At 71.3% G+C, this 25,680-nt stretch carries 25 protein-coding genes and 1 pseudogene; 13 read left to right on the top strand and 13 right to left on the bottom strand.

The window, feature by feature from the left end:
* Positions 1-45: 45 nt before the first annotated feature.
* The gene (locus CCZ36_RS06015; RefSeq protein ID WP_128817157.1) at positions 46-891 is read right to left on the bottom strand and encodes a hypothetical protein; all 846 of its coding nucleotides are present in this window, start codon (positions 889-891) and stop codon (positions 46-48) included.
* 93 nt (positions 892-984) lie between these two features.
* On the opposite strand from CCZ36_RS06015, the gene CCZ36_RS06010 reads away from it, so the two are divergent.
* The 5 genes from CCZ36_RS06010 to amaP are packed head-to-tail and all read left to right on the top strand — an operon-like array spanning position 985 to position 3,297.
* On the top strand, positions 985-1,455 hold the full coding sequence (locus tag CCZ36_RS06010) for an Asp23/Gls24 family envelope stress response protein (RefSeq protein WP_069739669.1): 471 nt from the start codon (positions 985-987) through the stop codon (positions 1,453-1,455).
* A gap of 42 nt (positions 1,456-1,497) precedes the next feature.
* The gene (locus tag CCZ36_RS06005) at positions 1,498-1,689 is read left to right on the top strand and encodes a hypothetical protein (protein ID WP_006123598.1); all 192 of its coding nucleotides are present in this window, start codon (positions 1,498-1,500) and stop codon (positions 1,687-1,689) included.
* On the top strand, positions 1,686-2,036 hold the full coding sequence (locus CCZ36_RS06000) for an Asp23/Gls24 family envelope stress response protein (RefSeq protein WP_069739670.1): 351 nt from the start codon (positions 1,686-1,688) through the stop codon (positions 2,034-2,036). The genes CCZ36_RS06005 and CCZ36_RS06000 overlap by 4 nt, the downstream gene beginning before the upstream one ends.
* Positions 2,033-2,713 carry a DUF6286 domain-containing protein gene (locus CCZ36_RS05995; protein ID WP_069739671.1) on the top strand — a complete coding sequence of 227 codons (681 nt, stop codon included), beginning with the start codon at positions 2,033-2,035 and terminating at the stop codon, positions 2,711-2,713. The genes CCZ36_RS06000 and CCZ36_RS05995 overlap by 4 nt, the downstream gene beginning before the upstream one ends.
* Positions 2,714-2,718: 5 nt before the next feature.
* A complete protein-coding gene (amaP, locus tag CCZ36_RS05990) occupies positions 2,719-3,297 on the top strand; it encodes an alkaline shock response membrane anchor protein AmaP (protein WP_069739672.1) in 579 nt (192 codons plus the stop codon).
* Positions 3,298-3,337: 40 nt separating this feature from the next.
* Here amaP and CCZ36_RS05985 read toward each other — a convergent pair whose 3' ends face one another.
* The 6 genes from CCZ36_RS05985 to CCZ36_RS05960 all read right to left on the bottom strand — a co-directional run bounded on the left by CCZ36_RS05985 (position 3,338) and on the right by CCZ36_RS05960 (position 11,310).
* A complete protein-coding gene (locus CCZ36_RS05985) occupies positions 3,338-4,093 on the bottom strand; it encodes an SDR family oxidoreductase (RefSeq protein WP_069739673.1) in 756 nt (251 codons plus the stop codon).
* A 4-nt stretch (positions 4,094-4,097) separates the two neighbouring features.
* Positions 4,098-5,891 (bottom strand): glycoside hydrolase family 15 protein, encoded by a 1,794-nt coding sequence (locus CCZ36_RS05980; RefSeq protein ID WP_069739674.1) that lies wholly within the window; start codon positions 5,889-5,891, stop codon positions 4,098-4,100.
* Positions 5,892-5,959: 68 nt separating this feature from the next.
* On the bottom strand, positions 5,960-6,763 hold the full coding sequence (locus CCZ36_RS05975; RefSeq protein WP_069739675.1) for an SURF1 family cytochrome oxidase biogenesis protein: 804 nt from the start codon (positions 6,761-6,763) through the stop codon (positions 5,960-5,962).
* A 78-nt stretch (positions 6,764-6,841) separates the two neighbouring features.
* Positions 6,842-7,075 carry a hypothetical protein gene (locus tag CCZ36_RS05970; protein WP_006123591.1) on the bottom strand — a complete coding sequence of 78 codons (234 nt, stop codon included), beginning with the start codon at positions 7,073-7,075 and terminating at the stop codon, positions 6,842-6,844.
* 63 nt (positions 7,076-7,138) lie between these two features.
* Positions 7,139-8,170 carry a DEDDh family exonuclease gene (locus CCZ36_RS05965; protein ID WP_128817156.1) on the bottom strand — a complete coding sequence of 344 codons (1,032 nt, stop codon included), beginning with the start codon at positions 8,168-8,170 and terminating at the stop codon, positions 7,139-7,141.
* Between the two features lie 53 nt (positions 8,171-8,223).
* The gene (locus CCZ36_RS05960) at positions 8,224-11,310 is read right to left on the bottom strand and encodes an NACHT domain-containing protein (RefSeq protein WP_128817155.1); all 3,087 of its coding nucleotides are present in this window, start codon (positions 11,308-11,310) and stop codon (positions 8,224-8,226) included.
* Positions 11,311-11,460: 150 nt separating this feature from the next.
* Between CCZ36_RS05960 and CCZ36_RS05955 the strand changes: the two genes are divergently transcribed.
* Positions 11,461-12,390, top strand: a complete 930-nt coding sequence (locus CCZ36_RS05955; RefSeq protein ID WP_128817154.1) for a sterol desaturase family protein — start codon at positions 11,461-11,463, stop codon at positions 12,388-12,390.
* Entirely contained in the window at positions 12,387-13,082 is a 696-nt protein-coding gene (locus CCZ36_RS05950) for a lysoplasmalogenase (RefSeq protein ID WP_128817153.1), read from the top strand. The genes CCZ36_RS05955 and CCZ36_RS05950 overlap by 4 nt, the downstream gene beginning before the upstream one ends.
* Before the next feature lie 70 nt (positions 13,083-13,152).
* On the opposite strand, the gene CCZ36_RS05945 is transcribed toward CCZ36_RS05950, so the two are convergent.
* A complete protein-coding gene (locus tag CCZ36_RS05945; RefSeq protein WP_069739680.1) occupies positions 13,153-14,691 on the bottom strand; it encodes a S8 family peptidase in 1,539 nt (512 codons plus the stop codon).
* A gap of 344 nt (positions 14,692-15,035) precedes the next feature.
* On the opposite strand from CCZ36_RS05945, the pseudogene CCZ36_RS05935 reads away from it, so the two are divergent.
* From CCZ36_RS05935 to moaA, 3 genes and pseudogenes are all read left to right on the top strand, one after another.
* Positions 15,036-15,400: pseudogene (locus CCZ36_RS05935) on the top strand (DUF485 domain-containing protein).
* A complete protein-coding gene (locus CCZ36_RS05930) occupies positions 15,397-17,040 on the top strand; it encodes a solute symporter family protein (RefSeq protein ID WP_069739682.1) in 1,644 nt (547 codons plus the stop codon). Before CCZ36_RS05935 ends, CCZ36_RS05930 begins: the two are co-directional and overlap by 4 nt.
* Positions 17,041-17,231: 191 nt before the next feature.
* Positions 17,232-18,221: a GTP 3',8-cyclase MoaA gene (gene moaA / locus CCZ36_RS05925; RefSeq protein ID WP_069739683.1), complete on the top strand. Its 990-nt coding sequence runs from the start codon at positions 17,232-17,234 to the stop codon at positions 18,219-18,221.
* Between the two features lie 53 nt (positions 18,222-18,274).
* On the opposite strand, the gene CCZ36_RS05920 is transcribed toward moaA, so the two are convergent.
* Both CCZ36_RS05920 and CCZ36_RS05915 read right to left on the bottom strand, forming a co-directional pair.
* Positions 18,275-18,532: a hypothetical protein gene (locus tag CCZ36_RS05920; RefSeq protein ID WP_069739684.1), complete on the bottom strand. Its 258-nt coding sequence runs from the start codon at positions 18,530-18,532 to the stop codon at positions 18,275-18,277.
* Between the two features lie 241 nt (positions 18,533-18,773).
* Positions 18,774-19,139, bottom strand: a complete 366-nt coding sequence (locus CCZ36_RS05915; protein WP_079134198.1) for a DUF3099 domain-containing protein — start codon at positions 19,137-19,139, stop codon at positions 18,774-18,776.
* Between the two features lie 200 nt (positions 19,140-19,339).
* Here CCZ36_RS05915 and CCZ36_RS05910 point away from each other — a divergent pair, with 200 nt between their 5' ends.
* A complete protein-coding gene (locus tag CCZ36_RS05910; protein ID WP_006123578.1) occupies positions 19,340-19,618 on the top strand; it encodes a GlsB/YeaQ/YmgE family stress response membrane protein in 279 nt (92 codons plus the stop codon).
* A gap of 260 nt (positions 19,619-19,878) precedes the next feature.
* Entirely contained in the window at positions 19,879-20,244 is a 366-nt protein-coding gene (locus CCZ36_RS05905; RefSeq protein ID WP_069739686.1) for a hypothetical protein, read from the top strand.
* A 127-nt stretch (positions 20,245-20,371) separates the two neighbouring features.
* Here CCZ36_RS05905 and tyrS read toward each other — a convergent pair whose 3' ends face one another.
* From tyrS to CCZ36_RS05890, 3 genes are all read right to left on the bottom strand, one after another.
* On the bottom strand, positions 20,372-21,643 hold the full coding sequence (gene tyrS, locus CCZ36_RS05900; protein WP_069739687.1) for a tyrosine--tRNA ligase: 1,272 nt from the start codon (positions 21,641-21,643) through the stop codon (positions 20,372-20,374).
* 74 nt (positions 21,644-21,717) lie between these two features.
* The gene (locus CCZ36_RS05895) at positions 21,718-23,112 is read right to left on the bottom strand and encodes a metallopeptidase TldD-related protein (RefSeq protein WP_128817151.1); all 1,395 of its coding nucleotides are present in this window, start codon (positions 23,110-23,112) and stop codon (positions 21,718-21,720) included.
* 82 nt (positions 23,113-23,194) lie between these two features.
* On the bottom strand, positions 23,195-24,718 hold the full coding sequence (locus tag CCZ36_RS05890) for a TldD/PmbA family protein (RefSeq protein WP_069739689.1): 1,524 nt from the start codon (positions 24,716-24,718) through the stop codon (positions 23,195-23,197).
* 238 nt (positions 24,719-24,956) lie between these two features.
* On the opposite strand from CCZ36_RS05890, the gene fabG reads away from it, so the two are divergent.
* On the top strand, positions 24,957-25,676 hold the full coding sequence (gene fabG, locus CCZ36_RS05885; RefSeq protein ID WP_069739690.1) for a 3-oxoacyl-[acyl-carrier-protein] reductase: 720 nt from the start codon (positions 24,957-24,959) through the stop codon (positions 25,674-25,676).
* Positions 25,677-25,680: the final 4 nt, after the last annotated feature.

The raw sequence follows: 25,680 nt of genomic DNA, 5'->3' as shown, positions 1-25,680 counted from the left end.
GAGCCCGTCACACCTGGTCCGGGCCGGGCCCTGCCCCGGAGCCCGTCACACGTCGGCCGGGCCCGGCTCCGCCGTCGGCGCCCGGCCCGGCCCCACCACGTCGGTGACCAGCACCGACACCGGCAGCCGCCTCTCCGTGGCCGCCGCCACCGCCGTACGCACCGACCGGGCGACATCCAGCGCGCGGTGGTCCCCGGCCGTCGCCACCTCGACGCGTACGTGGTCCCGAGCGGTGTGCACCGGGCTGCCCAGGACCTGGGTCAGCGAGACGACGCCCGGCGCCCCGGCCGCCGCCGTCGCCACCGGGTCATCCGGCTCCGCGACGCGGGCCGCCGGGGCGGCCGGGGCCGGGGTCACCTGATCGGACGCACCGTCCTCCAGCAATGCCGTCACCGTCAGGTCCACCTCCGTGATCTCCAGGCCCAGCCGGGCGGCGGCGGCCGTCAGGAGCGCCGTGCGCAGGGCCGCCGCGGTGTCCGGCAGCGGCCGGTCCGGGGCCGCCGAGAACGCCGCCTCGATCCGCAGCGGCCCCGTGGGCAGAGCGCTCGGCGGAGCCGGGGGCAGCACCGTGCCTCCCCGGTCCACCGTGCCTCCCCGGTCCGCCGGGGCCTGCGGACCGTCGGGGCCGCCCCCGGCCTGCACGCCCGTCCCCGCACCGTCCACCACCGCTTCCTCACCGGGCACCGCCTCCACCGCCAGGCCGATCCGCAGTTCCCCGAGCACCGCCTCCGGGCGGGCCGCCGCCTCGCGCAGCACCGACGTGGCAGCCGTCTCCGCGATCCACACTCCGTCCGCCGGATCACCCAGTGGCAGCAGCCGGCCCAGACCCAGCCGTTCCCGTACCCCAGCGGTCCATCCATCGGCCCTCCGCGGGCCCCGCGCCGTCGTCATTGCCCCAGCCTGCCGCATCCACGGCGCGGGATGGGGAAAGCGCACTTAACGTGGGCAAGGAAGTCCAACCCTGTCCCGAAGGGAAGAGCGGCGATGACTGAGAGTTCCCAGCGCAACAACCCCAGCGGCGGTTCGGGCGACAAGTCCCTCGGCAAGCGCGGCGGCGGTGACCCCGGGACCCGGGGCCGCACCACCATCGCCGACGGCGTCGTCGAGAAGATCGCCGGAATGGCGGCACGCGACGTCGGCGGCGTCCACGCCATGGGCAGCGGGCTGTCGCGGACGTTCGGCGCGGTCCGCGACCGGGTTCCCGGCGGCGGCAAATCCGTCACCCGCGGTGTGAAGGCGGAGGTCGGCGAGTCCCAGGCGGCCCTCGACCTGGAGATCGTCGTCGAATACGGCGTCTCCATCGCCGACGTGGCCCGCGACGTCCGCGAGAACGTCGTCGCCGCGGTGGAACGTATGACCGGTCTCGAAGTCGTCGAGGTCAATATCGCGGTCAGCGACGTCAAGCTGCCCGACGAGGACGACGACGAGGACGACTCCGAACAGCGGGTCCAGTAGCCCTTCCGCACCTCCGTCGCACGGCAGTTGAGGAGAGACACGATGAGCATGGCTGTCGCCGGTCTGCTGGCCGGCATGGCGCTCGGGTTCGCCGGATACTTCGGCGGATTCGGAGCCTTCGTACTGGTGGCCGCCCTGGGCGCGATCGGCTTCATCGCCGGCCGCTTCCTGGACGGCGACCTGGAGCCCGGCGACTTCTTCCGGAGTCGCGAGCGCGGCGACCGGCGACGGTGACGGCGGTGACCGGCCGGGTCGCCGCCGCCGAACGGGGCGAGACCCGGATCGCCGACCGCGTCGTCGCCAAGATCGCCGCCCAGGCGGCGAAGGAGGCGATCGAGGAACCGCCCGCCGACGGGGCGTCCCCGCGTGCCACGGTCACCGTGCACAGCGACGCAGCCCGGGTCCGGGTCAGCCTGGAGCTCGGCTACCCCAGCGACATCGGCCTCCAGTGCGGGGCCGTACGCCGCCGGGTCGCCCAGCGGGTCAAGGCGCTGGCCGGCATGGAAGTGCCCGAAGTGGCCGTCCAGGTCGAACGGCTGCACCCCGCCGGAGCGAACGCCGCACACGGGAGGATCCGATGACCGAACCCGGCGAACCGACCGGCTCCACGCGACGGATGCCCACCGTGGAGCAGAGCGAAGACCCGCACACGGCCGCCCCGGACGCGTCGGCCGACGCCCGCGAACCGGTCCCCACCCTGGAACGGGGCGACGGCCGGGCCGGCCGCTTCTGGTCCGCGCGCCGGGTCCCGGCCGCCCTGCTGGCCCTCGTGCTCCTCGGCGCGGCCGGACTGCTCCTCTACGACATCGCCGCCGTACGGGCCGATCACTCGGCCATGCAGTGGCGGCGTTCCCTCGCGGACGGCCTGGCCGAACAGCGCCTGGAGGACACCTCCGTGCTCGTCGGAGCCGGCGTGGCCGCGGCGATCGGTCTCTGGCTGATCCTGCTGGCCCTCACCCCCGGACTGCGCGACCTGCTGCCGATGCGCCGCGACCGCGCCGACATCCGGGCCGGACTCGACCGCACCGCCGCGGCCCTCGTCCTGCGGGACCGGGCCGTGGAGGTGTCCGGGGTGCAGGCCGTACGGGTCAGGGTGGGTCGGCGGAAGGCGAAGGTGCGGGCGTTCTCGCACTTCCGCGAACTCGACGACGTACGGACGGACCTGGACGCCGTACTGGAGAAGGCCGTCCGGGAACTGGGTCTGGCCAGGCCGCCGGCCCTCTCCGTCCAGGTGCACCGACCGGCGAGGAAGGGATGAGCCGCATGCGTTCCACCGTCAACCGGGTCCTGCTGGCCCTGGCCGGGCTGGTGCTGGTCGTCGTCGGCGGAGCCGTGCTCGCCACCGGACTCGGCGCGTCCGTACCGTCCTGGTGGCCCTGGGACGGCAGACACGACGTCCTGCTCAGCGCGGCCGACCGGCACCGCTGGCGGGACGAGGGCTGGTGGTGGCCGACCGTGATCGCCGTCCTCGCCGTCCTCGTGGTCCTCGCCCTGTGGTGGTTCTTCGCCCAGCTCCGGCGCGGCCGGCTCACCGAGGTCCTGGTGGACAGCGGCGACGGAGAAGGGGCCCAGCTGCGGGGCCGGGCCCTGGAGGGCGTGCTCGCCGAGGAGGCGGGCGAACTGGACGGAGTGGCCCGCGCCCAGGCGATGCTGACCGGCCGCCGCACCGAGCCCCGGGCCCGGCTCCGGCTGCTGATGGAGCCGCACGCGGCCCCGCTCGGAACGCTGAACGCGGTCGCCGACGGGGCGCTGGCGCACGCCCGTGTCTCGGCCGGTCTGGACGAGCTTCCCGCCGAGGTGCGCCTCAAGGCCGTCAAGCACCGCGCGGAACGGGTGTCCTGACGGCCCGGAGGCATACGGGCGGGAGTCCGGGCTTCCGGGCTCAGAAGCCGTGCCGGTTCCCGCCGTCGACGGGGACCATGATGCCCGTGAGGTACGAGGCGGCGGGGGAGAGCAGGAAGGCCGCGGTCTTCCCGAACTCCTCCGGCGTCCCGTAGCGCCGCAGCGGGATCCGCGCCTCGTTCGCGGCGCGGGCGGCCTCCGCGTCGCCGGACAGCGCGTCCAGCTCGCGGACCCGGTCGGTGTCGATCCGGGCGGGCAGCACGCCCACCACCCGGATGCCGCGCGGGCCCAGCTCGTCGGCGAGCGACTTGGCGAAACCGGCGAGACCGGGGCGCAGCCCGTTGGAGATGGTCAGCCCCGCGATCGGCTCATGGACCGACCCGGAGAGCACGAAGCCGATCACCCCTCCCTCGCCGAGCGCGGCCGCCGCCGTGCGGGCCAGCCGTACCGCCCCCAGGAACACCGTCTCGAACGCCGTCTGCCACTGGTCGTCCGTGTTGTCCGCGAGAAAGCCGGGAGCGGGCCCGCCGACGCTGACGAGGATGCCGTCGAGCCGCCCGAAACGGTCCCGCGCCGTGTCCACCAGGCGCTGGGCGGCGCTCGGGTCGGCGTTGTCGGCGGCAAGCCCCAGCACGTCCCCGCCCAGCTCGGCGGCGGCCTCCTCGACGGACTTCTCGTCCCGGCCGGTGATGATCACCTTCGCGCCGTCGGCGGCCAGCGCCCGGGCCGTGGCGTTGCCGAGGCCCCGGGTCGCTCCGGTGACGATGTAGACGCGGTCCTTCAATCCAAGATCCATGGTCCTATCCTGCCGGGTCGTCCCCGGCCAGGTCGACAGCGGAGTTCACCAGTCCGATATGGCTGAATGCCTGCGGGAAGTTGCCGAGCTGCCGCCCCGCCGTGACGTCGTACTCCTCCGCCAGCAACCCCATGTCGTTGCGCAGCTCCAGCAGATGCTCGAACAGCTCCCGGGCCTCGTCCGGTCTGCCGATCCGCTGCAACGCGTCCACCAGCCAGAACGAGCAGGCGAGGAAGGCCCCCTCGTCACCGGGCAGCCCGTCCACACAGACGCCCTCCGTGCTGTAGCGCCGGACCAGCCCGTCACTGCCCAGCTCGTCGCGGACCGCGTCGACCGTGCCGATCACCCGGGGATCGTCGGGCGGCAGGAACCCGGTCCGCACGATGAGCAGCGTCGCGGCGTCCAGCTCCCGTGACCCGTAGGACTGGGTGAAGGTGTTCCGCTCGGGGTCGTACCCCTTCTCGCAGACCTCGGCGTGCACCGCGTCCCGCATCGCCCGCCAGCGGTCCGCGTCGCCGGGCAGCTCCGGGTTCTCCTCCAGTGAGCGCACCGCCCGGTCGGCGGCGACCCAGGCCATCACCTTGGAGTGCACGAAGTGCCGCCGCGGGCCGCGGATCTCCCACAGCCCCTCGTCCGGCTCGCGCCAGGTCGACTCCAGGAAGCCGAGCAGGCTGAGCTGGAGGTTCCAGGCGTGCGGCTTGTCGTCGAGCCCGGCGACGCGGGCGAGGCGGAGCGCGTCGATGACCTCGCCGTACACATCGAGCTGACGCTGACGCACGGCCGCGTTCCCGGTCCGCACGGGACGGGAGTGCTCGTACCCGGCGAGCCAGGGCAGCTCCATCTCGGGGAGCCGGCGCTCGCCCCCCAGCCCGTACATGATCTGGAGGTCGGCCGGATCTCCCGCCACGGCGCGCAGCAGCCAGTCCCGCCAGGCCTCCGCCTCCGCCAGATAGCCGGCCGAGACCATCGCCCCGAGGGTCAGCGTGGCGTCCCGCAGCCAGCAGAAGCGGTAGTCCCAGTTCCGTACGCCGCCGATCTCCTCCGGCAAGGAAGTGGTCGGGGCCGCCACGATGCCGCCGGTCGGGGCGTACGTCAGTGCCTTGAGCGTGATCAGCGAACGCAGCACGGCGTCGCGGTAGGGCCCCTCGTACGTGCACCGCTCGGTCCACTTCGCCCAGTCGTGCAGCGTGTGCTTCAGCGCCTTGTGCGGGTCGATCAGTTTCGGGCGCGGTGAGTGCGAGGGGTGCCAGGTCAGCACGAACGCCACGCTCTCGCCCTCGGCGACGGTGAACGAGGAGCAGGTGCTGAACTGCTGGCCCCAGGTCTTGACCGGCGGTTCGCTGCGCAGCCATACGGAGTCGGGCCCCGCGATCGCGACCCGGTGGCCGTGGGACTTGCGGACCCACGGCACCACGGACCCGAAGTCGAAGCGCAGCCGCAGCACCGAACTCATGTCGACCGTGCCGCTGACGCCCTCCACGATCCGCATGAGGTCCGGGGTGCTGTCGCGCTGCGGCATGAAGTCGATGACCTTCACCGTGCCGGTCCGCGTCTCCCAGTACGTCTCCAGGACCAGGGAGTCCTTCACGTAGGCGCGCCGGGTGCAGGTGTCCGAGGGGCCCGCTCCCTTGGGCGCGACGCGCCAGTGGCCGTTCTCCTCGGTGCCGAGCAGGGCGGCGAAGCAGGCGCCGGAATCGAAGCGGGGCAGGCAGAGCCAGTCGACGGAACCGTTCCTGCCGACGAGCGCGGCGGTCTGGAGATCGCCGATCAGGGCGTAGTCCTCGATGCGTGGGGTCACGCCAGGCGTTTTCCCGAACCGGGGGGTTGTCAACCAGCCGATATGGCCCGAGGGGTGTGCCTCGTGTCTCAGGCGCTCGCCGGTTCGGGCTGCTCGGGGGCGTCGGCCGTCGCGTTCGAGGCCGCGGCCTCCTCGCGGTCCCGCTTCTCCCGGCGTACGAGAATGATCCAGCCGACCGGGACGGCGGCGACGAACAGCCACCACTGGACGGCGTAGGCCATGTGCGGCCCGATCGAGCTGTCGTCGGGGCGGGCGATCTGCTCGGGCAGATCACCCGAGGGCACGGGCTCGGTCTGCTCGATGTATCCGCCGAGGACCTTCCGGGACAGCAGCTGGGACTGCTGCTCGCTGTTGATCAGCATCACCTGCCGGTCCGGCAGCCCCGCCAGGTCCTTGATGCCGCTGCTGCCGGTCGTCTCGTCCGCCTTCAGACGGCCGGTGACGGTCACTTCGCCCCGGGGCGCGGGCGGCACGTCGGGGAAGGAGGTCTGGTTGGGCGCGGCCGGGACCCAGCCCCGGTTGACCAGCACCGTGCCGCCGTCCTTGAGGTCCAGCGGGGTCAGGACGTGGACGCCGATACGGTCGTCGTCCGAGGTCCGGCGGCGGACGACCACCTCGTGCTCGGTGTCGAACGTGCCCGTCGCGGTGACCGTCCGCCAGTAGTCCGAGCGGGGGACGGTGTGCCCGGCGGAGGTGAGGTCGGTGACCGGGACCGGCTGCGCGTCGAGGTTCCGCGAGATCAGCGCGTTCTGCTCGACCCGGTGCTCATGCTTGTGGAACTGCCAGAAACCCAGCTCGATCATCGTCGGGATCAGCGCGAGGCCGAGCAGGGTGAGGATCACCCACTGCCGGGTCAACAGGAAGCGGTACACCCCATGACCGTACAACCGGGGTCATGGGGTGCGGCACTCAGGGGTACTGCCGGGCAAGCCCGACAAAAAGAGGGTTCGTCACACTTTGTCCACGATGCCCGCCTTCCCTTCCGCGCGGGCGCAGTGGGCGCCGCAGTACCAGTGCCCGTCGGCCTCGACGCCCTGCCCGATCACCTGGACCCGGCAGTGCTCGCAGATCGGCGCCATGCGGTGGATGGCGCAGGAGAAGCAGTCGAAGACGTGCACCGCGCCCTGCGCGTGCACCTCGAAGGACATGCCGTAGTCGTTTCCGCAAACCTCACAACGTGCCATGCGCCACAGGGTGGGACGCCGGGCGGCCCCGGGCGAGCGGCTGACGGGCGAGTCGTGCCCGGTTCACTCCGATGACGCGGTCGACTCCGGTGGCGGCGGGGACGCCTGCTGCGGAAGGACGGCCCCGTCGGCGGGGGCCACATCACGCAACAGATGGGTGAAGGCGCTCTCCTCCAGGATCGGCGTGCCGAAGGACTTGGCCTTCTGCGTCTTGGAGGTGGCCGCGTCCGGATCGTTGGTCACCAGCAGACTGGTCAGCCGCGACACGCTGGTCGCCACATGGAGACCGGCCTCGACCGCCCGGTCCTCCAGCAGTTCCCGGTCGATCGAGGTGTCCCCGGAGAAGGCCACCCGCATCCCCTGCTTGAGCGGCTTCTCGTTCTGGTACCGCCCCGGATTGGGATAAGGGCAGGCCGGCCGCTTGCGCGAGGGCCGCCAGCTGTTCGGCTGCCGCGCGGTCCGATACCCGACGCGCGGGGTGACGGGGGAGTCGGACCACTCGGTCAGCGGCCGGCACTCCAGCAACGGCAGCCGCACCCCGCCCCGGGCCGCCGCGTGCAGACTCGGCCGGAACGCCTCGGCCAGCACCCGGGCGTCGTCCAGGGCGTGGTGGGCCTGCTGCTGGACGACCCCGAAGTGCGCGGCGAGGGAGGCCAGCTTGTGGTTGGGCAGCGGCAGCCGCAACTCCTTGGCCAGCGCGATCGTGCACAGCCGCTGCTCGACCGGGGCGACCACCGACGCCCGGGCGTACTCCCGGGCGATCATCGACCAGTCGAACGCGGCGTTGTGCGCCACGAGCACCCGGTCCGCGAGCCGTGCGGACAGCTCCTCGGCCACCTCGGGGAAGAGCGGCGCCCCTTCGAGCACGTCACTCGTCAGCCCGTGGATCCAGACGGGCCCGGGGTCGCGCTCCGGGTTGACCAGCGTGTACCAGTGGTCCTCGACGTTGCCCAGGGCGTCCAGCCGGTAGACGGCGGCGGAGATTATCCGGTCGTCGCGGGCGAGGCCGGTGGTCTCCACGTCGACGACCGCGTACCCCTGGGGGTAGGCGGTCGGCCACGGTGCGGCTGTCTGGCGGTCGTCGAGCATGGTCACAGACAATACGGGCCGCGACTGACAGTCCCCTATTCGGCGGCCTCCGGGGGCGGTCAGGGGAGGAGGATGATGCGCTCGGGCGGGAAGAGGTGGGTGCCGATGGCGTTGCAGCCGTGGGCGAGTTGGATCGTCAGGTCCTCGGCGGCGACGAGCGGCGTGAGGTCGTAGGGCCCCTCCCCGTAGAGGACGAGGGTTTCGAGTAGCGGCAGCTCGGTGAGGGGTGCGAGACCGGAGACCAGGCTGCTCGGGAAGAGGAGAAGTTCCTTCAGGGCGGTGAAGGGGGAGAGCAGGCGCAGATCGAGTTCGGACATCGAGAGGAGCCGTAGCTCGCTCAGGCCGTGCAGCGGCCGCATCCCGCTGAGCTGCCGGAAGTGGCTGGCACCGTGCAGGGTCAGCTCCCGCAGGCCTGTCCAGCGGTCCAGGCCTTCCAGATTCACGTACCGGGTCTGCCACAGCAGTTCGAGTCCGATCACCTGCTCGCACACGGGAAGCTCGCTGAAGCTCTCCATCAGGAAGGGGTGGCAGAGCGCCAGGTAGCGGAGGTCCGGCATCCGGGCGAGCGGCGACGGATCGAGAGCCGGATGGAGTTCGGCCAGGGACAGCCATTCCACTCCCGGCCGCGCCAGCGGCTCGATGTCCCGGATCTGCGGGCACTGGCTCAGACCGATCTCGCGCAGCCGGACCATCGCCGCCAGCGGTGCCACGTCGGACAGATGGTCGTTGCGGTACACGAAGACCTGCTCCACGTCCGGCCGCTCGGTCACCGCCGTCAGATCGGGACGGCTGCCCGAGACATGCACGCTCCGCAGGAGGGGGAGGTGTCGCAGCGCGGAGAGCTGCGCGTCGGTCGTCACCGCCAGGTGGTTGTCCTCCCAGACGCGCGCGGCCAGCACCTCCCGCGCGTAGAGGTCCGCGTCGAACCCCTTCCACGCCGAGGACACCGCGTCCGCGACCAGCCCCCGGTCGTCCTCCCGGAACTGCCTCGCCAGTTCGTACGCCCGCTCGCTGCCCACGGCCGCCGCTGTTCGTACGACCGCCGCCGCTTCCCGTTCCGTCAACTCCTCCACCATCGACGCCAGCAGCTCCACCGCCAGATCGCCCACCTTGGCCAGCTCGTCGATGGACTCCTGGCCCTCCGGCGGCAACAGCTTCCCCGTCCGTGTCCCCACCTCATCCCGCACCTCCGGATCCAGCTCCGGCGCATGAGCCAGACTCCCCGCCGCCAGCAGGACCAGCCGGTGCCCGTGTTCCGGCTCCCCGTCCGCCCGCTTCAGTAGTGCCGTCAGCAGCGACGCCCGCTCGTCCGGCCGCGCGTGCCCCACCGCCATCTGGACCACGTCGTCCCACTGGTCCTCGTGCGCGTGGCGGACCAGGACGCCGAAGTCGCGGGCCTCCACCGCCGCCTTCGCGCCCAGGTAGTCCTGGAAGGTGCGGTGCACGAATCCCACCGCGCCCGGGGCCGGTTCGCGGAGCAGGCCGCTGCGGTTGAGGAGGTGGGTGAAGACCTGGTCGGGATCGCCCCGGACCTGGGACATGGCCCGCAGCCAGTCCGCGACCAGGGCCACCACCTCGTCCTGCCGCGCCTCGGCCAAGCCGTTGCGGATCAGCCAGTACGCGAGGCGCTGGAGCAGCGCCGTCTGCTCCTCGCGGGTCAGGTCGACACCTTCCACCCCGATCACCTCGCGCTCCGTGTCGCGCCGGACCAGCAGCATGTCGAGCGCCGCGTCGTACAGTTCCTTGCGCGCCCGGGGCAGCTGCATCCTGCGGTCCCGGTTCAGCGCGCAGAGCAGGGCGCACATCAGCGGGTTCGTCGCGAGCAGCCCGAGGTCCCGGCGGGTGCCGACCGCGCGGCGGAGCGCGCTCTCGTAACGGTCCAGCTCGGCGCTCTCCTCCGACCGGCACTCCGAGCGGGCGGCCCGGTGCCAGTGTGCGATGAAGGCGTCGATGTCAGCGCGGCCCATCGCGAGCAACGTATGCGGCTCGAATCCGGAGCCCGACAGCCAGGTCTCGGGGACGGCGGAGGGGCGGGTCGTCACGACGTACTTGGCCCGGGGGTAGGCGACGATCAGGTCCTTCAACCAGCGTTCCGTGCGCTTGCGGAGCCGGTCCGGCACCTCGTCGACCCCGTCCACCAGGACCAGCGCCCGGCCCTGCTGCATCATCCGGTCCGCCCACCCCGCCGGGGCCGAGCCGTGCAGCGGGACGCCGGCCGCGCGCAGGAAATCCGCCGGGGCGGGCAGCGCGTCGAGGGCCGTGAAGGCGCGCAGCCGCAGCACGAAGGGGACGCACCGGTTCCAGTCCGCCAGCTCGTCCCCGAACGACTGGCGGGCCGCGTTCAGAGCCAGCCACTGCACCAGCGTGCTCTTGCCGGAACCGGCCGGGCCGCGCAGCAGGAGCCGGTCCCGGTCACCGAGGGCCTGCTCGATCCTGACCGTGGTCCGGACCGGGTGGTCCAGACCGAGCCAGTCGGGGGTCTCGTACGCCCCACTGACCTCCAGACCGATGTACGCCGTCTCCAGCGGCCACCCGCCCGCCGACCGCCCCAGCGTCAGCCCGAACAGCTCCACCCGGTCGTTGGCGTTCGCGACGAACTCCGCGTACCGCCCCTCGAACTCCAGGTCCGCCGCGTCCGGGCGCGGCCCCACCCGGTCCCGTACCTCCGCGACCAGCTCCCGCGTCCGCCCCGCCGCCCGGACCTGCTCCACCGCCGCCCGCGCCGCGAACGACGGGTGCGCGGTCAGCTGCTCCACCAGATGCGCGCAGCAGCGGCCGAGGAGGTCCTCGTACAGATCGAGAGCCCGCTCCGACAGCCCGGCGGGCGGGGCCGAAAGCTGCGCCCGCAGCCGCTCCGGGTCCAGCTCCAGGGTGAACAGCCGGTCGGAGTCCAGGACGCCGGCTGCCAACGTGTCCTGTACGGAGGTGAGCGCGGCCAGCCGTTCGTGCTCGGGCAGGTCCGCGTACGACTCCGACACGCGGCCCGCGAGCACCTTCGCCAAGCGGTCCGGCTTCGCCGGGCGGGGGAGTGGACGGACCGGGTCCGGCACCAGGCCCGCGCCCGGCTTCGGGGTCAGCAGTGCCTTGGCCGCCGCACCGGCCACCGTGGTGGCCAGCCGCAACAGGGCAATCTCCGTACCGGACACGTGCGTTCCTCCCCCTCGGCGACACGTATCCCGCAGATCCTATGACGCGGGCTGTTGGCAGAAGGTGCCAAAGACTGCTGACAGCAGGTCTCGCATACTTGTGGGTAACAACCTCTAGCCCTCACCGACCGGCGGCCCTACGGTGCTCGCATGGAGCCGAACCTGCCCGATGTCGTGCTGTGGTCAATACCGGCCTTCGTGCTGCTCACCGTGATCGAGATGGTCAGCTACCGCCTCCATCCGGACGAGGACGCGGCCGGATACGAGACCAAGGACGCCGCCACCAGCGTCACCATGGGGCTCGGCAGCCTGGGCTTCGACCTGCTGTGGAAGATCCCCATCCTGGCCATCTACATGGGGGTCTACGAGCTGACGCCGCTGCGGGTGCCCGTGCTGTGGTGGACCGTCCTGCTGATGCTCCTCGCCCAGGACTTCTTCTACTACTGGTCGCACCGCGGCCACCACGTGATCCGGATCCTGTGGGCCTGCCATGTGGTCCACCACTCCAGCGAGAAGTTCAACCTCACCACCGCGCTGCGCCAGCCCTGGACCTCCGCGACCGTCTGGCCCTTCTACCTGCCGCTGATCGCCTGCGGCGTGCACCCCGCGGCGCTCGCGTTCTGCCAGTCGGCCAACCTCGTCTACCAGTTCTGGGTGCACACCGAGCGGGTCGGCAAGCTCCCCCGCCCCTTCGAGTACGTCCTCAACACGCCCTCCCACCACCGCGTCCACCACGCCTCGCAGGGCGGCTACCTGGACCGCAACTACGGCGGGATCCTGATCATCTGGGACCGGATGTTCGGGTCCTTCGCGGCGGAGGTCGAACGGCCCGTCTACGGACTCACCAAGAACATCTCCACCTACAACCCGCTGCGCGTCGCGACCTATGAGTACGCCGCCATCGCCCGGGACGTCCGGGCCGCCGACACCTGGAGCGAGCGGGCCGGCCGGGTCTTCCGCGGGCCGGGCTGGCAGCCGGCGGTGAAGGCGGGGGCAGCCACGGCCACGGCCACCACGACCCTCACGCCCGCTCCGGAGACCGTCTCCCCGCAGGCCTCCGCCCCGGAACGTGCCCTGTGACCGCCACCGCCGCCCGCCCCGGCTCCACCGGGACCGGCCGACGGGCCGAGCGCTTCGCCCGCCCGGTGCTCCTCGCCTTCCTCCTCGTCGCCGCGGCCGACCTGGCCGGGCTCCTCGCCGGGGCCGGGACCGTCCACCTGGTCGCCAAGCCGCTGCTGATGCCGCTGCTCGCCGGGTACGCGGCTCTGCGCGGCGCACCCAAACTGCTCGTCGCCGCCCTGCTGTTCGGGTGGGGCGGCGATGTCTTCCTGCTCGCCGACAACGACCCGGCCTTCCTCGTGGGCATGGGTTCGTTCGCCGTCGGCCATGTCTGCTACCTGACGCTGTTGGGGCGGAGGGAGGGGTGGGGCCCGGGTCCCGCGCCGCTGGTCACCGGGGCCGGGTACGCCGTCGTCCTCGTCGTCTTCCTCGTGCTGATCTGGCCGGACCTCCCGGCGGACCTGCGGATCCCGCTCACCGGGTACAGCCTGCTGCTCACCGCCATGGCCTGGCGGGCGGGCGTGTTCGGACCGTACGCGGCGGTCGGCGGAGCGCTCTTCCTGCTCTCCGACGCCCTCATCGCCACCGGCGTCGCCGAGTGGCCGCAGGCGCCCGCCCCCGACTTCTGGGTGATGCTCACTTACATCGCCGCACAGGCCCTGCTGACCCTCGGGGTGCTCGGAGCCCTCGCAAGGCACAAGCCGGGGACGTGAGCTCCGGAATGCCCGAGGGGCCCGAGGAGAACCTTCTCCTCGGGCCCCTCGGCCTTACCGTGACGTGCTGCTACCAGCGCACCGCGTCGAGCGCGTCCACCACGCCGGCCCCGTAGAAGCCGTTGTAGTTCTTGCCGCCCTCGCAGACCGCGTCGATGACGCCGTCACCGTTGATGTCGTACGGCTCGCCGCACGCCTTCGCGTCCGCCTGCAGCGTCAGCAGAGCCTTGACCGCGGCCGGCGAAGCGTAGGGGTGCTTGGACTTGATCAGCGCCACGACGCCCGCGGCATGCGGGGACGCCATCGACGTACCGGCCTTGTAGCCGAACTTGCCGCCCGGCAGCGTGGAGAGGATCAGGCCGTTGACGGCGGGCGGCTCGGGGGTCTGGTAGACCGTCGAGTCACCGCCCGGGGCCGCCACGTCGATGATCCCCTTGCCGTAGTTCGAGTACGAGGACTTCAGACCCTTCGCACCCGTCGCGGAGACCGTCACGACGCCCGGCAGCATGGTCGGGATGTCCGGGCAGGCGCTCGGGTCGATCGTCCGGGTGACCGGCTCGGTGTCGTTCGGGCTGGTCTTGTCCTCGATCGCGTCGAGCGCCAGGTCGTGGCGGGAGTTGCCCGCCGCCGCGACGTTGACCGTGCCCTTGCGCTCCGCGTACTTCACGGCGCGGGTGAGCGCGTCGACCAGGGCGCCCTGGTCGGGGTCGTTCTTGCAGTTGAACAGCCACGGGTCGGTGTAATAGCTGTTGTTGGTCACCTCGACGCCGTGCTCGGCGGCCCAGAGGAACCCGCAGACGACGGCCTCGGTGTAGAAGAACCCGTCGGGGTTCGACACCTTGATGCCCGACACCTTCACGCCCGGGGCGACGCCGGTGACGCCGACGCCGTTCTTCGCGGCGGCGATGGTGCCCGCCACATGCGTGCCGTGGTCGCTCTCGCCCGCCGCGGGACGCCAGGAGCCGGCGGTGGTGTCCGGAGCGCCCGACACGCAGTTCGCCGAGGCGCGCTCGTCGAAGTTCGGGGCCAGGTCCGGGTGGGTGTCGTCGACGCCCGTGTCGATGACGGCGACCGTCACCTTCTTCGAGCCCAGCGACTTCTGGTGCGCCTTGTCCGCCTTGATCGCGGGCAGCGACCACTGGAGGGGCTCCAACGGGTCCTCGCCGGCCTTCGCTTCCGCGGCCGCGGCCGCCGCCTGCTCGGCGGTGAGCGGCTCGGCTATCGAGCCGATGTCCTTCGTGGCCTGCGGCACGATCGGGTTCGTGCGGGTGGCGCCCGCCGACTCCACGCCCCGCGCGCGGCGGATCGTTTCGCCGAACGCCGGGTTCTGCGAGTGGACGACGATGACGCCGATCTGCTCGTAGGCGATGACGACGGTGCCGCCGGCCTTGGCGATCGCCTTCTTGACGTTCTTCACCGTGCCGTGGCCGCCCCGGACGTTGACCACGTAGGACAGCTTCGGCCCGTCGGTCCGCACGCTCGCGGCGGCCTGCTCGCCGGTGGGTGCCGCCGTGGCCGTCGCCGTCGGCAGGAAGCCGAGCGAGGCGGTCAGCGCGAGCCCGACGGGCACCGCGAGTGCGCGGGTCCGTCTCGATGCCAGATGAGCCATGGGTTCTCCACATCATCCGTGCCGAACGACCGGACACCTGGCGTGTTCGGTCGCGTACATGACGAGTGAAGCTATCGCTGATCATCCCGGCGCATCAACGTTTACGGGCAAGTGAGTTCGAAGAGTGACCGATGCGGCCGAATGTGAACGGGCGACGCGCCGCCAACCGGACGAACGGTGACCCCTCCGGGAAGGCGAACGAGAAGGCGAAAGACGCGGTGAACCGCTTCGTCGCGCCCTCCGTGCCGTTGTCCAGAGGTACATCACCGTCCCCGCCGGCGAAGAGGCCTCCTTTGACATCCAACGTCCCCCAGATCACCGCACCCGCGTCGCGAGGAGTTTCCGTGGCAACCGATGCACCGCCCCCGAGGGCACATCGCCCACCGGACCTGTCCAGCCCACCACCGAGGCGTACGTCGCGGTGCAGTCGAGCCCGGAGTTCGCCGACCTGCGCCGCTCCTTCCGGTCCTTCGCCTTCCCCCTGACCATCGCCTTTGTGACCTGGTACCTGCTCTACGTCCTGCTCTGCAACTACGCGGGCGGATTCATGGCCACCAAGGTCGTCGGCAACATCAACATGGCGCTCGTCCTCGGACTCGCCCAGTTCGCCACCACCTTCCTCATCGCCTGGCTGTACTCCCGGCACGCCGCCGGCAAGCTCGACCCCAAGGCCGAGGCGATCAAGTCCCGCATGGAGGCCGACGCATGAGCGCCGCCCACGCCCTCTACCCCACCGTCCAGCTGGCCGCCACCGAGGGGGCGAGCGAGCACCGGCCGCTGATCATCACGCTGTTCGCCGCGTTCGTCGTCGCCACCCTCTTCATCACCGTGTGGGCGGGCCGCCAGACCAAGAGCGCCTCCGACTTCTACGCGGGCGGCCGCCAGTTCACCGGCTTCCAGAACGGACTCGCGGTCTCCGGCGACTACATGTCCGCCGCGTCCTTCCTCGGCATCGCCGGAGCCATCGCCCTCTTCGGCTACGACGGCTTCCTGTACTCCATCGGCTTCCTCGTCGCCTGGCTCGTCGCCCTGCTCCTGGTCGCCGAACCGCTGCGCAACTCCGGCCGCTACACGATGGGCGACGTCCTCGCCTACCGGATGCGCCAGCGCCCCGTCCGTACCGCCGCCGGCACGTCCACGATCGTCGTCTCGATCTTCTACCTGCTGGCCCAGATGGCCGGCGCGGGCGTCCTCGTCTCGCTGCTGCTCGGCATCACCAGCGACGCCGGGAAGATCCTCATCGTCGCCCTGGTCGGCGTGCTCATGATCCTCTACGTCACCATCGGCGGCATGAAGGGCACCACCTGGGTGCAGATGGTCAAGGCCGTCCTGCTCATCGCGGGCACCCTGCTCATCACCTTCCTGATCCTGCTGAAGTTCAACTTCAACATCTCCGACCTGCTCGGCACCGCCGCCAGCAACAGCGGCAAGGGCGCGGCCTTCCTGGAGCCCGGCCTGAAGTACGGCGCCGACAGCGTCTCGAAGCTGGACTTCATCTCGCTCGGCATCGCCCTGGTCCTCGGGACCGCCGGCCTGCCGCACATCCTGATCCGCTTCTACACCGTGCCCACCGCCAAGGCCGCCCGTAAGTCCGTGAACTGGGCGATCGGCATCATCGGCGCCTTCTACCTGATGACGATCGTGCTCGGCTTCGGCGCCGCCGCGATCCTCAAGCCGGGCGACATCATCGCCTCCAACAAGGCGGGCAACACCGCGGCGCCGCTGGCCGCCCTGGAGATCGGCGGCGGTTCCGGATCCACCGGCGGCGCCATCCTCCTCGCGGTGATCTCCGCCGTCGCCTTCGCCACCATCCTGGCCGTCGTCGCCGGACTCACCCTCGCCTCCTCCTCGTCCTTCGCGCACGACATCTACGCCAACGTCATCCGCAAGGGGCAGGCCACCGAGAAGGAGGAGGTCCGCGCGGCGCGCTGGGCCACCGTCGCGATCGGCATCGTCTCCATCGCACTCGGCGCACTCGCCCGCGACCTGAACGTCGCCGGACTCGTCGCCCTGGCCTTCGCCGTCGCGGCCTCCGCCAACCTGCCGACGATCCTCTACAGCCTCTTCTGGAAGCGCTTCACCACCCAGGGGGCCCTCTGGTCCATCTACGGAGGCCTCAGCTCCTCCGTCCTGCTGGTGCTGTTCTCGCCGGTCGTCTCCTCCAAGCCCAGCTCGATGTTCCCCGACGTCGACTTCGCCTGGTTCCCGCTGGAGAACCCCGGCCTGATCTCGATCCCGCTCGGCTTCCTCCTCGGCTGGATCGGCTCCCTGATCTCCAAGGAGAAGGCCGACTCGGACAAGTACGCCGAGCTGGAGGTCAAGTCCCTCACCGGCATCGGAGCCCACTGAGCACACCGGAGCGGGCGGGCCCGTTCGGCCCATCGCCCACCACCCGCGGCCGGGCCGCGTCGTAGAGTCCTACGACGCGGCCCGGCCGCACCTCGTGGCAAACGGGCCACGCCGTTGTCACATGTCTCACGTAGGCTCGGAAGTACCAGAGACGAAGAAGAGCGATCGCACCACCGGGGGAGGGGCCCACCGTGCTCATCGACACCTACGACCGGGTCGCCACCGACCTGCGCGTGTCACTCACCGACAAGTGCAATCTGCGCTGCACCTACTGCATGCCGGAAGAGGGCCTGCAGTGGCTCGGCAAGAGCGAGCTGCTGTCCGACGACGAGATCGTGCGCCTGATCCGTATCGCCGTGACCTCGCTCGGCATCACCGAGGTCCGCTTCACCGGCGGCGAGCCCCTGCTCCGCCCCGGCCTCGTCTCCATCGTCGAGCAGTGCGCCGCGCTCACCCCGCGCCCCCGCATGTCCCTCACGACCAACGGCATCGGGCTCAAGCGGACCGCCACCGCCCTCAAGGCAGCGGGCCTCGACCGGGTCAACGTCTCGCTGGACACCCTGCGGCCCGACGTCTTCAAGACCCTCACCCGCCGTGACCGCCACCAGGACGTGCTGGACGGCCTGGAGGCCGCCCAGGAGGCCGGGCTCACCCCGGTGAAGGTCAACTCCGTCCTGATGCCGGGGCTCAACGACGACGAGGCCCCCGAGCTGCTCGCCTGGGCCCTGGACCACGACTACGAGCTCCGCTTCATCGAGCAGATGCCGCTCGACGCCCAGCACGGCTGGAAGCGTGACGGCATGATCACCGCCGGTGACATCCTCGCCTCGCTGCGCACCCGCTTCACCCTCACCCCGGAGGGCGACGCGTCCCGCGGCTCCGCCCCCGCCGAGCGCTGGACCGTCGACGGCGGCCCGCACCGCGTCGGCGTGATCGCGTCCGTCACCCGGCCGTTCTGCCGCGCCTGCGACCGCACCCGGCTCACCGCCGACGGCCAGGTCCGCACCTGCCTCTTCGCCCGTGAGGAGACGGATCTGCGCGGGGCGCTGCGCGGGGACGCGCCGGACGAGGAGATCGCCCAGCTCTGGCGGACGGCCATGTGGGGCAAGAAGGCGGGCTCCGGACTGGACGACCCGTCCTTCCTGCAGCCCGACCGCCCGATGTCCGCGATCGGCGGCTGACACCGGAGCGGATGGCCCGGTGTCAGCCGCTCGGACGCTCCGCGAGCCGACGCTCAGGCGTCCCGCGACCCCTGGGGGCCGGGCTCCCAGTCCTTCAGCGCCACGACGTCCTTGAGGAAGCCTCGTACGTCGAGGAACGAGGACAGGTGCTCCCGGTGCTCGTCACAGGCCAGCCAGGTCTTGCGCCGCTCGGGCGTGTGCAGCTTGGGGTTGTTCCAGGCGAGCACCCACACGGCGGCGGCCCGGCAGCCCTTGGCGGAACAGAGCGGGGCACCGGTGGGACTTTCGGCGGATGTCTCGGGAAAGATCACAGGTCCCAGCCTAAAACAGGTGCTTGCGAGCCAAGTCGGGTGGACCGCAAGCCTTCTGACGCACCCCCGGCCGGAGAAAAGGCGACGCCGGGCAGCCACGGGGGGAGCTGCCCGGCGTCGGTCCGTCGCTCCGACGGGGGATGCGGAGCGCTTTCGAAGTATGTCACGGGGACCGGGGTGCGGTGCACTGGAACGTCATGATTGATCTGAGCTTTTCTTGAGCTTCGCGCGACGCGTGTACTCAGCCGGCCTCATGCGGCGGCGGAACCCGGCCGGACGCCCCCCGGGCATCCCCCGGCTCCGCCGAACCGGCCTCCAGGGCCGGGCGCATCGGCATCGGCACGAACGTCGTCGGCAGCGAAGTCGCGTTCTCCCGGCCCGCGTTGGCGATGACCACCGCCACGTACGGCAGCAGCACGCCCAGCACGAGCGCGACGATCGCCACATGCCGCTCCACGTTCCACAGCACCGCGGCCAGCACCACCGACACCGTGCGCACCGACATCGAGATCACATAGCGCCGCTGCCGGCCGCGGACGTCCTCCGTCAGCCCCTGACGGGCGCCCGTGATCCGGATGACCTCCGAATCCGCGTTCTTCCGCAGCATGCTCCACCACCAGATGTCGTCGCCGGACACTCACGGACCGGGTCGCATCCACGGTACGCCCGGCATCGGCCGGGCAGGCGACCGGGGCCGTCCGGCGGGTGGGCCCGGGGTCCCCCGGACGGCCCAACCCCGCATGCGGACGCCCGGACGGCGGGCCAAGACTGGACGGACGCGCACTCCGCGCCGTACGAGGAGGCGAAATGAGCTGGTTGTGGGCAATCATCGTGGGGTTGGTGCTCGGTGTCATCGCCAGAGCGATCCTGCCGGGTAAGCAGGACATCCCGCTCTGGCTGACGGCCGTGTTCGGCATCCTCGGCAGCATCCTCGGTAACGCCGTGGCGGGCTGGATCGGTGTGGAGGACACCAAGGGCATCGACTGGATCCGCCATGTGCTCCAGCTGGCGGGCGCCGTGGCGGTCGTCGCCGTCGGCGACATGGCCTGGCAGAAGATCCGGGGCGGCCGCAGCCAGAGAACCTGACCCGGTCACCGCTCCACCGAACGCCGCGGCCGGACACGCGAGGAAGGCGTGTTCGGCCGCGGCGTTGCGCTGTGGGCGGTCGAGGCGACGACAGGACGACGGAGTCGATCCGTGCCCGCCAGGAACCGTGACCCGGTCCGGTACCGCTGCCCCGGCCTCCGGATGGAGGGCGTACAGGCTCGCGGTGCGCAGCTCCCGGGCTCAGACTGGAGGTGAGGAAGTTCTCGCTGTTCCCTTCGGCAGATGAGCGAGGAGGAACCATGACAGCGACGACGCGGAAGGACACTCCTGTCGTCATCGAGGGCGACGGAGTGGAGCTGCGTGTTCAGGACGTCGGTGGAGGCATGTCCGTCGCCTTTGTGAAGTTTCCCGAGGGCACCGACATGGGTCCGGCTCTCCAGGGGCTGGCCGACGACCTTTGCCCGTGCCCGCACTGGGGGCATCTCTTCAAGGGCCGGCTGAAGATGCGGACCCCCCACGGCGACGACGTCTACGAAGCGGGTGAGACGTTCTACTGGCCGCCCGGACACGCCCCGGTGGCGCTGGAGGACTGCGAGTACCTGGACTTCTCGCCGACCAAGGACTTCAACGAGGTCATCGAGCACATCAAGGCGCAGAAAGGATGACGGACGTCCCGTGAGGGCCGGGCGTCCCACGCGCCGGAGACCGCCCCGCACGACGGCCGGGCCGGGCCTGCCGCGGCCGGACACGTGAGAACTCGTGTCCGGCCGCGGCGCTGTCATCCGCCGGAGGTCAGCCCGCCGGGCTGACCTCCACGGCGGCCAGGTTCTTCTTGCCCCGGCGCAGCACCAGCCAACGCCCGTGCAGCAGCTCCCCGGCGTCCGGCGCGACCTCGCCGTCGACGACCTTCACGTTGTTCACGTAGGCGCCGCCCTCCTTGACCGTACGGCGGGCCCCCGACTTGCTGGGCGCGAGACCGACCTCCACCAGCAGGTCCACCAGCGGACCCAGCTCGGCCACGGTGGCGTGCGGCACCTCGGACAGGGCCGCGCTCAGCGTCGCCTCGTCCAGCTCGGCCAGGTCGCCCTGGCCGAACAGCGCCTTCGACGCCGCGATCACGGCCGCGCACTGCGCACCGCCGTGCACCAGCGTCGTCAGCTCCTCGGCCAGCGCCCGCTGCGCGTTCCGCGCCTGCGGACGCTCCTGCGTCAGCTTCTCCAGCTCCTCCAGCTCCTCACGGCTCTTGAAGCTGAGGATGCGCAGGTAGCGGGAGACGTCCCGGTCGTCCACGTTCAGCCAGAACTGGTAGAACGCGTACGGCGTCGTCATCTCGGGGTCGAGCCAGACGGCACCGCTCTCGGACTTGCCGAACTTCGTCCCGTCCGCCTTCGTCATCAGCGGCGTCGCCAGCGCGTGCACGACCGCGCCCGGCTCCAGCCGGTGGATCAGGTCGATGCCCGCGGTGAGGTTGCCCCACTGGTCGCTGCCGCCCTGCTGAAGGGTGCAGCCGTGCCGGCGGTACAGCTCCAGGAAGTCCATGCCCTGGAGCAGCTGGTAGCTGAACTCGGTGTAGCTGATGCCCTCCTGCGACTCCAGCCGCCGGGCGACCGAGTCCTTGGTGAGCATCTTGTTGACCCGGAAGTGCTTGCCGATGTCCCTCAGGAACTCGATCGCGGACATGCCCGCGGTCCAGTCCAGGTTGTTGACCATCGTCGCCGCGTTCGGGCCCTCGAAGGTGAGGAAGGGCTCGATCTGCCCCCGCAGCCGCTGCACCCAGGCGGCGATGGTCTCCGGGTCGTTCAGCGTGCGCTCGGCGGTGGGCCGCGGGTCACCGATCTGGCCCGTGGCCCCGCCGACCAGCGCCAGCGGCTTCAGCCCGGCCTGCTGGAGCCGCCGCATGGTGAGCACCTGCACCAGGTGCCCCACGTGCAGGCTCGCGGCGGTCGGGTCGAAGCCGCAATAGAAGGTGACGGGACCGTCCGCGAGAGCCTTGCGCAATGCGTCCTCGTCAGTGGACTGGGCGAACAGCCCGCGCCACTTCAGCTCGTCGACGATGTCCGTCACGGTTCCGGTGCTCCTTATGCCTGGTAGAGATGTACGGGTCAGTCTAGGCGGGTCGTACGCCCGGGCTGACCGAGTCATACGCCCGGACTGACCGAGCTCATGTTGAAGTCCGGGATGCGCAGCGCCGGCATCGCAGCCCGGGTGAACCAGTCGCCCCACTCGCGCGGCAGCGTCTTCTCCGTACGGCCCGCCTCCGAGGCCCGCGACAGCAGGTCCACCGGCGACTCGTTGAACCGGAAGTTGTTCACCTCACCGACCACCTCGCCGTCCTCGACCAGATAGACGCCGTCCCGGGTCAGCCCGGTCAGCAGCAGCGTCGCCGGGTCCACCTCGCGGATGTACCAGAGGCAGGTCAGCAGCAGCGCCCGACCGGTCGTCGCGGCGACCATCTCCTCCAGCGACTTCTCGCCGCCGGCCTCCAGGAGCAGGTTGTCGATGCCCGGGGCGACCGGGAAGCCGGTCAGCCCGGCCGAGTGCCGGGTCGTCGTCAGCCGCTCCAGCTTCCCCTCCCGGATCCAGTCCGTCGGGGCCAGCGGCAGCCCGTTGTCGAAGACGGAACCGCTGTCGCCGGAGGAGTGGGCGATCACGAACGGCGCCGACTCCAGGCCCGGGGCGTGCGGGTCGCTGCGCAGGGTGAGCGGGAGCGGAGCGAGCGTCTCGCCCAGCCGGGTCCCGCCGCCCGGAGTCGAGAACACCGTCCGGCCCTCCACCGCGTCCCGCGCGGTCGACGACCAGAGCTGGTAGATCAGCAGGTCCGCGACCGCCGTCGGCGGCAGCAGCGTCTCGTACCGCCCGGCGGGCAGCTCGATGCGCCGCTGTGCCCAGCGCAGCCGCTGCGCCAGCTCCGCGTCCATCGCCGCCGGGTCGACGTCCTTGAAGTCCCGGGTCGCCCGGCCCGCCCACGCGGAGCGCGTCCGGTCCGGGGACTTCGCGTTCAGCTCCAGCGTCCCGTTCGGCTGGTCGTGGCGCAGCCGCAGCCCCGTCGACGTCCCCACGTAGGTGGAGGTCAGCTCGTGGTTGGCGAAGCCGTACAGCTCGCGGCCCCCGGCGCGGGCGCGCGCGAAGGCGTCCCCGAGCGCCGGGGCGAAGTCTGCGAAGACCTCCGAGCCGGTCTCGGCCGGCGCGTCCGTGAAGTCGGGCGACGCGGGCGCCCCGCTCACCAGCGGCTGGGCGTCCTCCGCCGGCCCCGCGCCCCGGGCGGCGGCCTCGGCGGCGCGTACCAGCGGCTCCAGGTCGTCGGTGGTCACGGCGGACCGGGAGACGACACCGGAGGCGGTGCCCTCGGCCCCGTCCACGGTCGCGATGACGGTCAGGGTCCGCCCCCGGGTCACCCCGTTCGTGGTGAGCGCGTTGCCCGCCCAGCGCAGATTGGCGGAGGAGTGCTCGTCGGCGATGACCACCAGGCCGTCCGTGGTGGACAGCTCCAGAGCCCGCTCGACGATCTCGTACGGCTTGCTGACGCGGCTCATCGCCCGGCCTCCTGCGTCGTGTTGAGACTGTGCTTGCCCGGGGGACGACCCCCGGACCCCCAGCCGGTTCCGTGGTCGCCGTTCATCGCCCGGCCTCCTGCGTCGTGTTGAGGATGTTGACGCCCCGGAAGAGGGCGGAGGGACAGCCGTGCGAGACCGCCGCGACCTGGCCCGGCTGGGCCTTGCCGCAGTTGAACGCGCCACCGAGTACGTACGTCTGGGGGCCGCCGACCTTCTCCATCGAGCCCCAGAAGTCCGTGGTCGTCGCCTGGTACGCCACATCGCGCAGCTGCCCGGCGAGCCTGCCGTTCTCGATGCGGAAGAACCGCTGACCGGTGAACTGGAAGTTGTAGCGCTGCATGTCGATGGACCAGGACCGGTCGCCGACCACGTAGATCCCGCGCTCGACCCCGCCGATCAGGTCCTCCGTGGAGAGGCCGCCGGGATCCGGCCGCAACGACACGTTGGCCATGCGCTGGACGGGGACGTGGCCCGGCGAGTCCGCGTACGCGCACCCGTTGGAGCGGCCCAGCCCGGTGAGCTTCGCGATCCGGCGGTCCAGCTGGTATCCGACGAGCGTGCCGTCCTTCACCAGGTCCCACGACTGCGCCTCGACGCCCTCGTCGTCGTACCCGATCGTCGCGAGCCCGTGCTCGGCCGTGCGGTCGCCGGTCACGTTCATCACGGAGGAGCCGTACGCCAGCTTGCCCAGCTGGTCGAAGGTGGCGAACGAGGTCCCGGCGTACGCCGCCTCGTACCCCAGTGCCCGGTCCAGCTCGGTGGCGTGGCCGATCGACTCGTGGATGGTCAGCCACAGGTTCGACGGGTCGACGACCAGGTCGTACGCCCCCGCCTCGACGCTCGGCGCGCGCATCTTCTCCGCGAGCAGCCCGGGGATCTCCTCCAGCTCGGCGTCCCAGTCCCAGCCGGTGCCGGTCAGATACTCCCAGCCCCGGCCCACCGGCGGCGCGATGGTGCGCATCGAGTCGAACTCGCCGGTCGTGCCGTCCACCGCGACGGCGGTGAACTGCGGGTGGATCCGCACCCGCTGCTGTGTGGTGACCGTGCCCGCCGTGTCCGCGTAGAACTTGTTCTCGTGGACGGTCATCAGGGACGCGTCCACATGCGCGACACCCTCCGCGCCCAGCAGCCGCCCGCTCCACTCGGCGAGCAGCGCCGCCTTCTCCTCGTCCGGTACGGAGAAGGGGTCGACGTCGTACGCCGAGACCCAGGTCCGCTCACCGTGCGACGGCTCGTCCGCCAGCTCCACCAGCTCGTCCGAGCCGGCCGCGGCGATCACCTTCGCCGACAGCTTGGCCATCGCCACCGCCTGCGAGGCCACCTTCGCGGCCGCGTCCATCGTCAGATCCACCCCGGACGCGAACCCCCAGGCCCCGCCGTGCACCACGCGCACCGCGTACCCCAGGTCCGTGCTGTCCGACGCCCCGGCCGGCCGCGCGTCCCGCAGCCGCCAGGTGGCGCTGCGCACCCGCTCCAGCCGGAAGTCGGCGTGCGTCGCGCCGAGGGCCCGCGCTCGGGCGAGCGCCGCGTCGGCCAGCGCGCGCGACGGCAGGGCCAGGAATGACTGATCTACCTCGTGGGGCACAGGGAGTTCCCTTCTCGATACACCACGGCAGTGAACCACGCCGGAGGGTGACCGTACCGGGGGATATCGCGGACGCATGTGCCGACCACGCATCGGCACGGACTGTAGGAACCCCACAGCACCCCGGACAAGCCACTGTCAGGGCCCGATTCCCCGATCGGCGCACGGTACCGATAGGTTTTCGACGTACCCGACCGCCCGGGACCACGCACCAGACCGCCAAGGAAAGGGTGATCCGTTGAGCCGCTCGGTTCTCGTCACCGGAGGAAACCGGGGCATCGGCCTCGCCATCGCCCGCGTCCTCGCCGACAACGGCGACCGGGTCGCGATCACCTACCGTTCCGGAGAGCCCCCTCAGGAGCTCACCGAAGCCGGTGTCCTCGCGGTCCGCTGCGACATCACCGACGCCGAGCAGGTGGAGCAGGCCTACAAGGAGATCGAGGAGAAGCACGGTCCCGTGGAGGTGCTGGTCGCCAACGCGGGCATCACCAAGGACCAGTTGCTGATGCGGATGTCGGAGGAGGACTTCACCTCCGTCCTCGACACCAACCTCACCGGCACCTTCCGGGTCGTCAAGCGCGCCAACCGCGGCATGCTGCGCGCCAAGAAGGGCCGCGTCGTCCTGATCTCCTCCGTCGTCGGCCTCCTCGGCTCGGCCGGTCAGGCCAACTACGCCGCCTCCAAGGCCGGGCTGGTCGGCTTCGCCCGGTCGCTGGCCCGTGAGCTCGGTTCGCGGAACATCACCTTCAACGTCGTCGCCCCTGGTTTTGTCGACACCGACATGACCCAGGTGCTCACCGAGGAGCAGCGCAAGGGCATCGTGGGCCAGGTGCCGCTCGGCCGCTACGCGCGGCCCGAGGAGATCGCCGCCGCCGTGCGCTTCCTCGCCTCCGACGACGCGTCGTACATCACTGGAGCCGTCATTCCCGTTGACGGCGGATTGGGCATGGGTCACTGATCAC

This window comes from Streptomyces sp. S063 (assembly GCF_002832675.1).
Lineage (GTDB): Bacteria > Actinomycetota > Actinomycetes > Streptomycetales > Streptomycetaceae > Streptomyces > Streptomyces sindenensis.
The sequence above is the reverse complement of the archived record's forward strand: the minus strand, read 5'-3'. Positions and strand labels throughout refer to the sequence as shown.

Excerpts from the sequence above, each read along its gene's own strand:
- CCZ36_RS06015 (WP_128817157.1), bottom strand. The coding sequence starts at position 891 with ATGACGACGGCGCGGGGCCCGCGGAGGGCCGATGGATGGACCGCTGGG.
- CCZ36_RS06010 (WP_069739669.1), top strand. The coding sequence starts at position 985 with ATGACTGAGAGTTCCCAGCGCAACAACCCCAGCGGCGGTTCGGGCGAC.
- CCZ36_RS06005 (WP_006123598.1), top strand. The coding sequence starts at position 1,498 with ATGAGCATGGCTGTCGCCGGTCTGCTGGCCGGCATGGCGCTCGGGTTC.
- CCZ36_RS05995 (WP_069739671.1), top strand. The coding sequence starts at position 2,033 with ATGACCGAACCCGGCGAACCGACCGGCTCCACGCGACGGATGCCCACC.
- amaP (WP_069739672.1), top strand. The coding sequence starts at position 2,719 with ATGCGTTCCACCGTCAACCGGGTCCTGCTGGCCCTGGCCGGGCTGGTG.
- CCZ36_RS05985 (WP_069739673.1), bottom strand. The coding sequence starts at position 4,093 with ATGGATCTTGGATTGAAGGACCGCGTCTACATCGTCACCGGAGCGACC.
- CCZ36_RS05970 (WP_006123591.1), bottom strand. The coding sequence starts at position 7,075 with ATGGCACGTTGTGAGGTTTGCGGAAACGACTACGGCATGTCCTTCGAG.
- CCZ36_RS05955 (WP_128817154.1), top strand. The coding sequence starts at position 11,461 with ATGGAGCCGAACCTGCCCGATGTCGTGCTGTGGTCAATACCGGCCTTC.
- CCZ36_RS05945 (WP_069739680.1), bottom strand. The coding sequence starts at position 14,691 with ATGGCTCATCTGGCATCGAGACGGACCCGCGCACTCGCGGTGCCCGTC.
- CCZ36_RS05930 (WP_069739682.1), top strand. The coding sequence starts at position 15,397 with ATGAGCGCCGCCCACGCCCTCTACCCCACCGTCCAGCTGGCCGCCACC.
- CCZ36_RS05915 (WP_079134198.1), bottom strand. The coding sequence starts at position 19,139 with ATGCTGCGGAAGAACGCGGATTCGGAGGTCATCCGGATCACGGGCGCC.
- CCZ36_RS05910 (WP_006123578.1), top strand. The coding sequence starts at position 19,340 with ATGAGCTGGTTGTGGGCAATCATCGTGGGGTTGGTGCTCGGTGTCATC.
- CCZ36_RS05905 (WP_069739686.1), top strand. The coding sequence starts at position 19,879 with ATGACAGCGACGACGCGGAAGGACACTCCTGTCGTCATCGAGGGCGAC.
- CCZ36_RS05895 (WP_128817151.1), bottom strand. The coding sequence starts at position 23,112 with ATGAGCCGCGTCAGCAAGCCGTACGAGATCGTCGAGCGGGCTCTGGAG.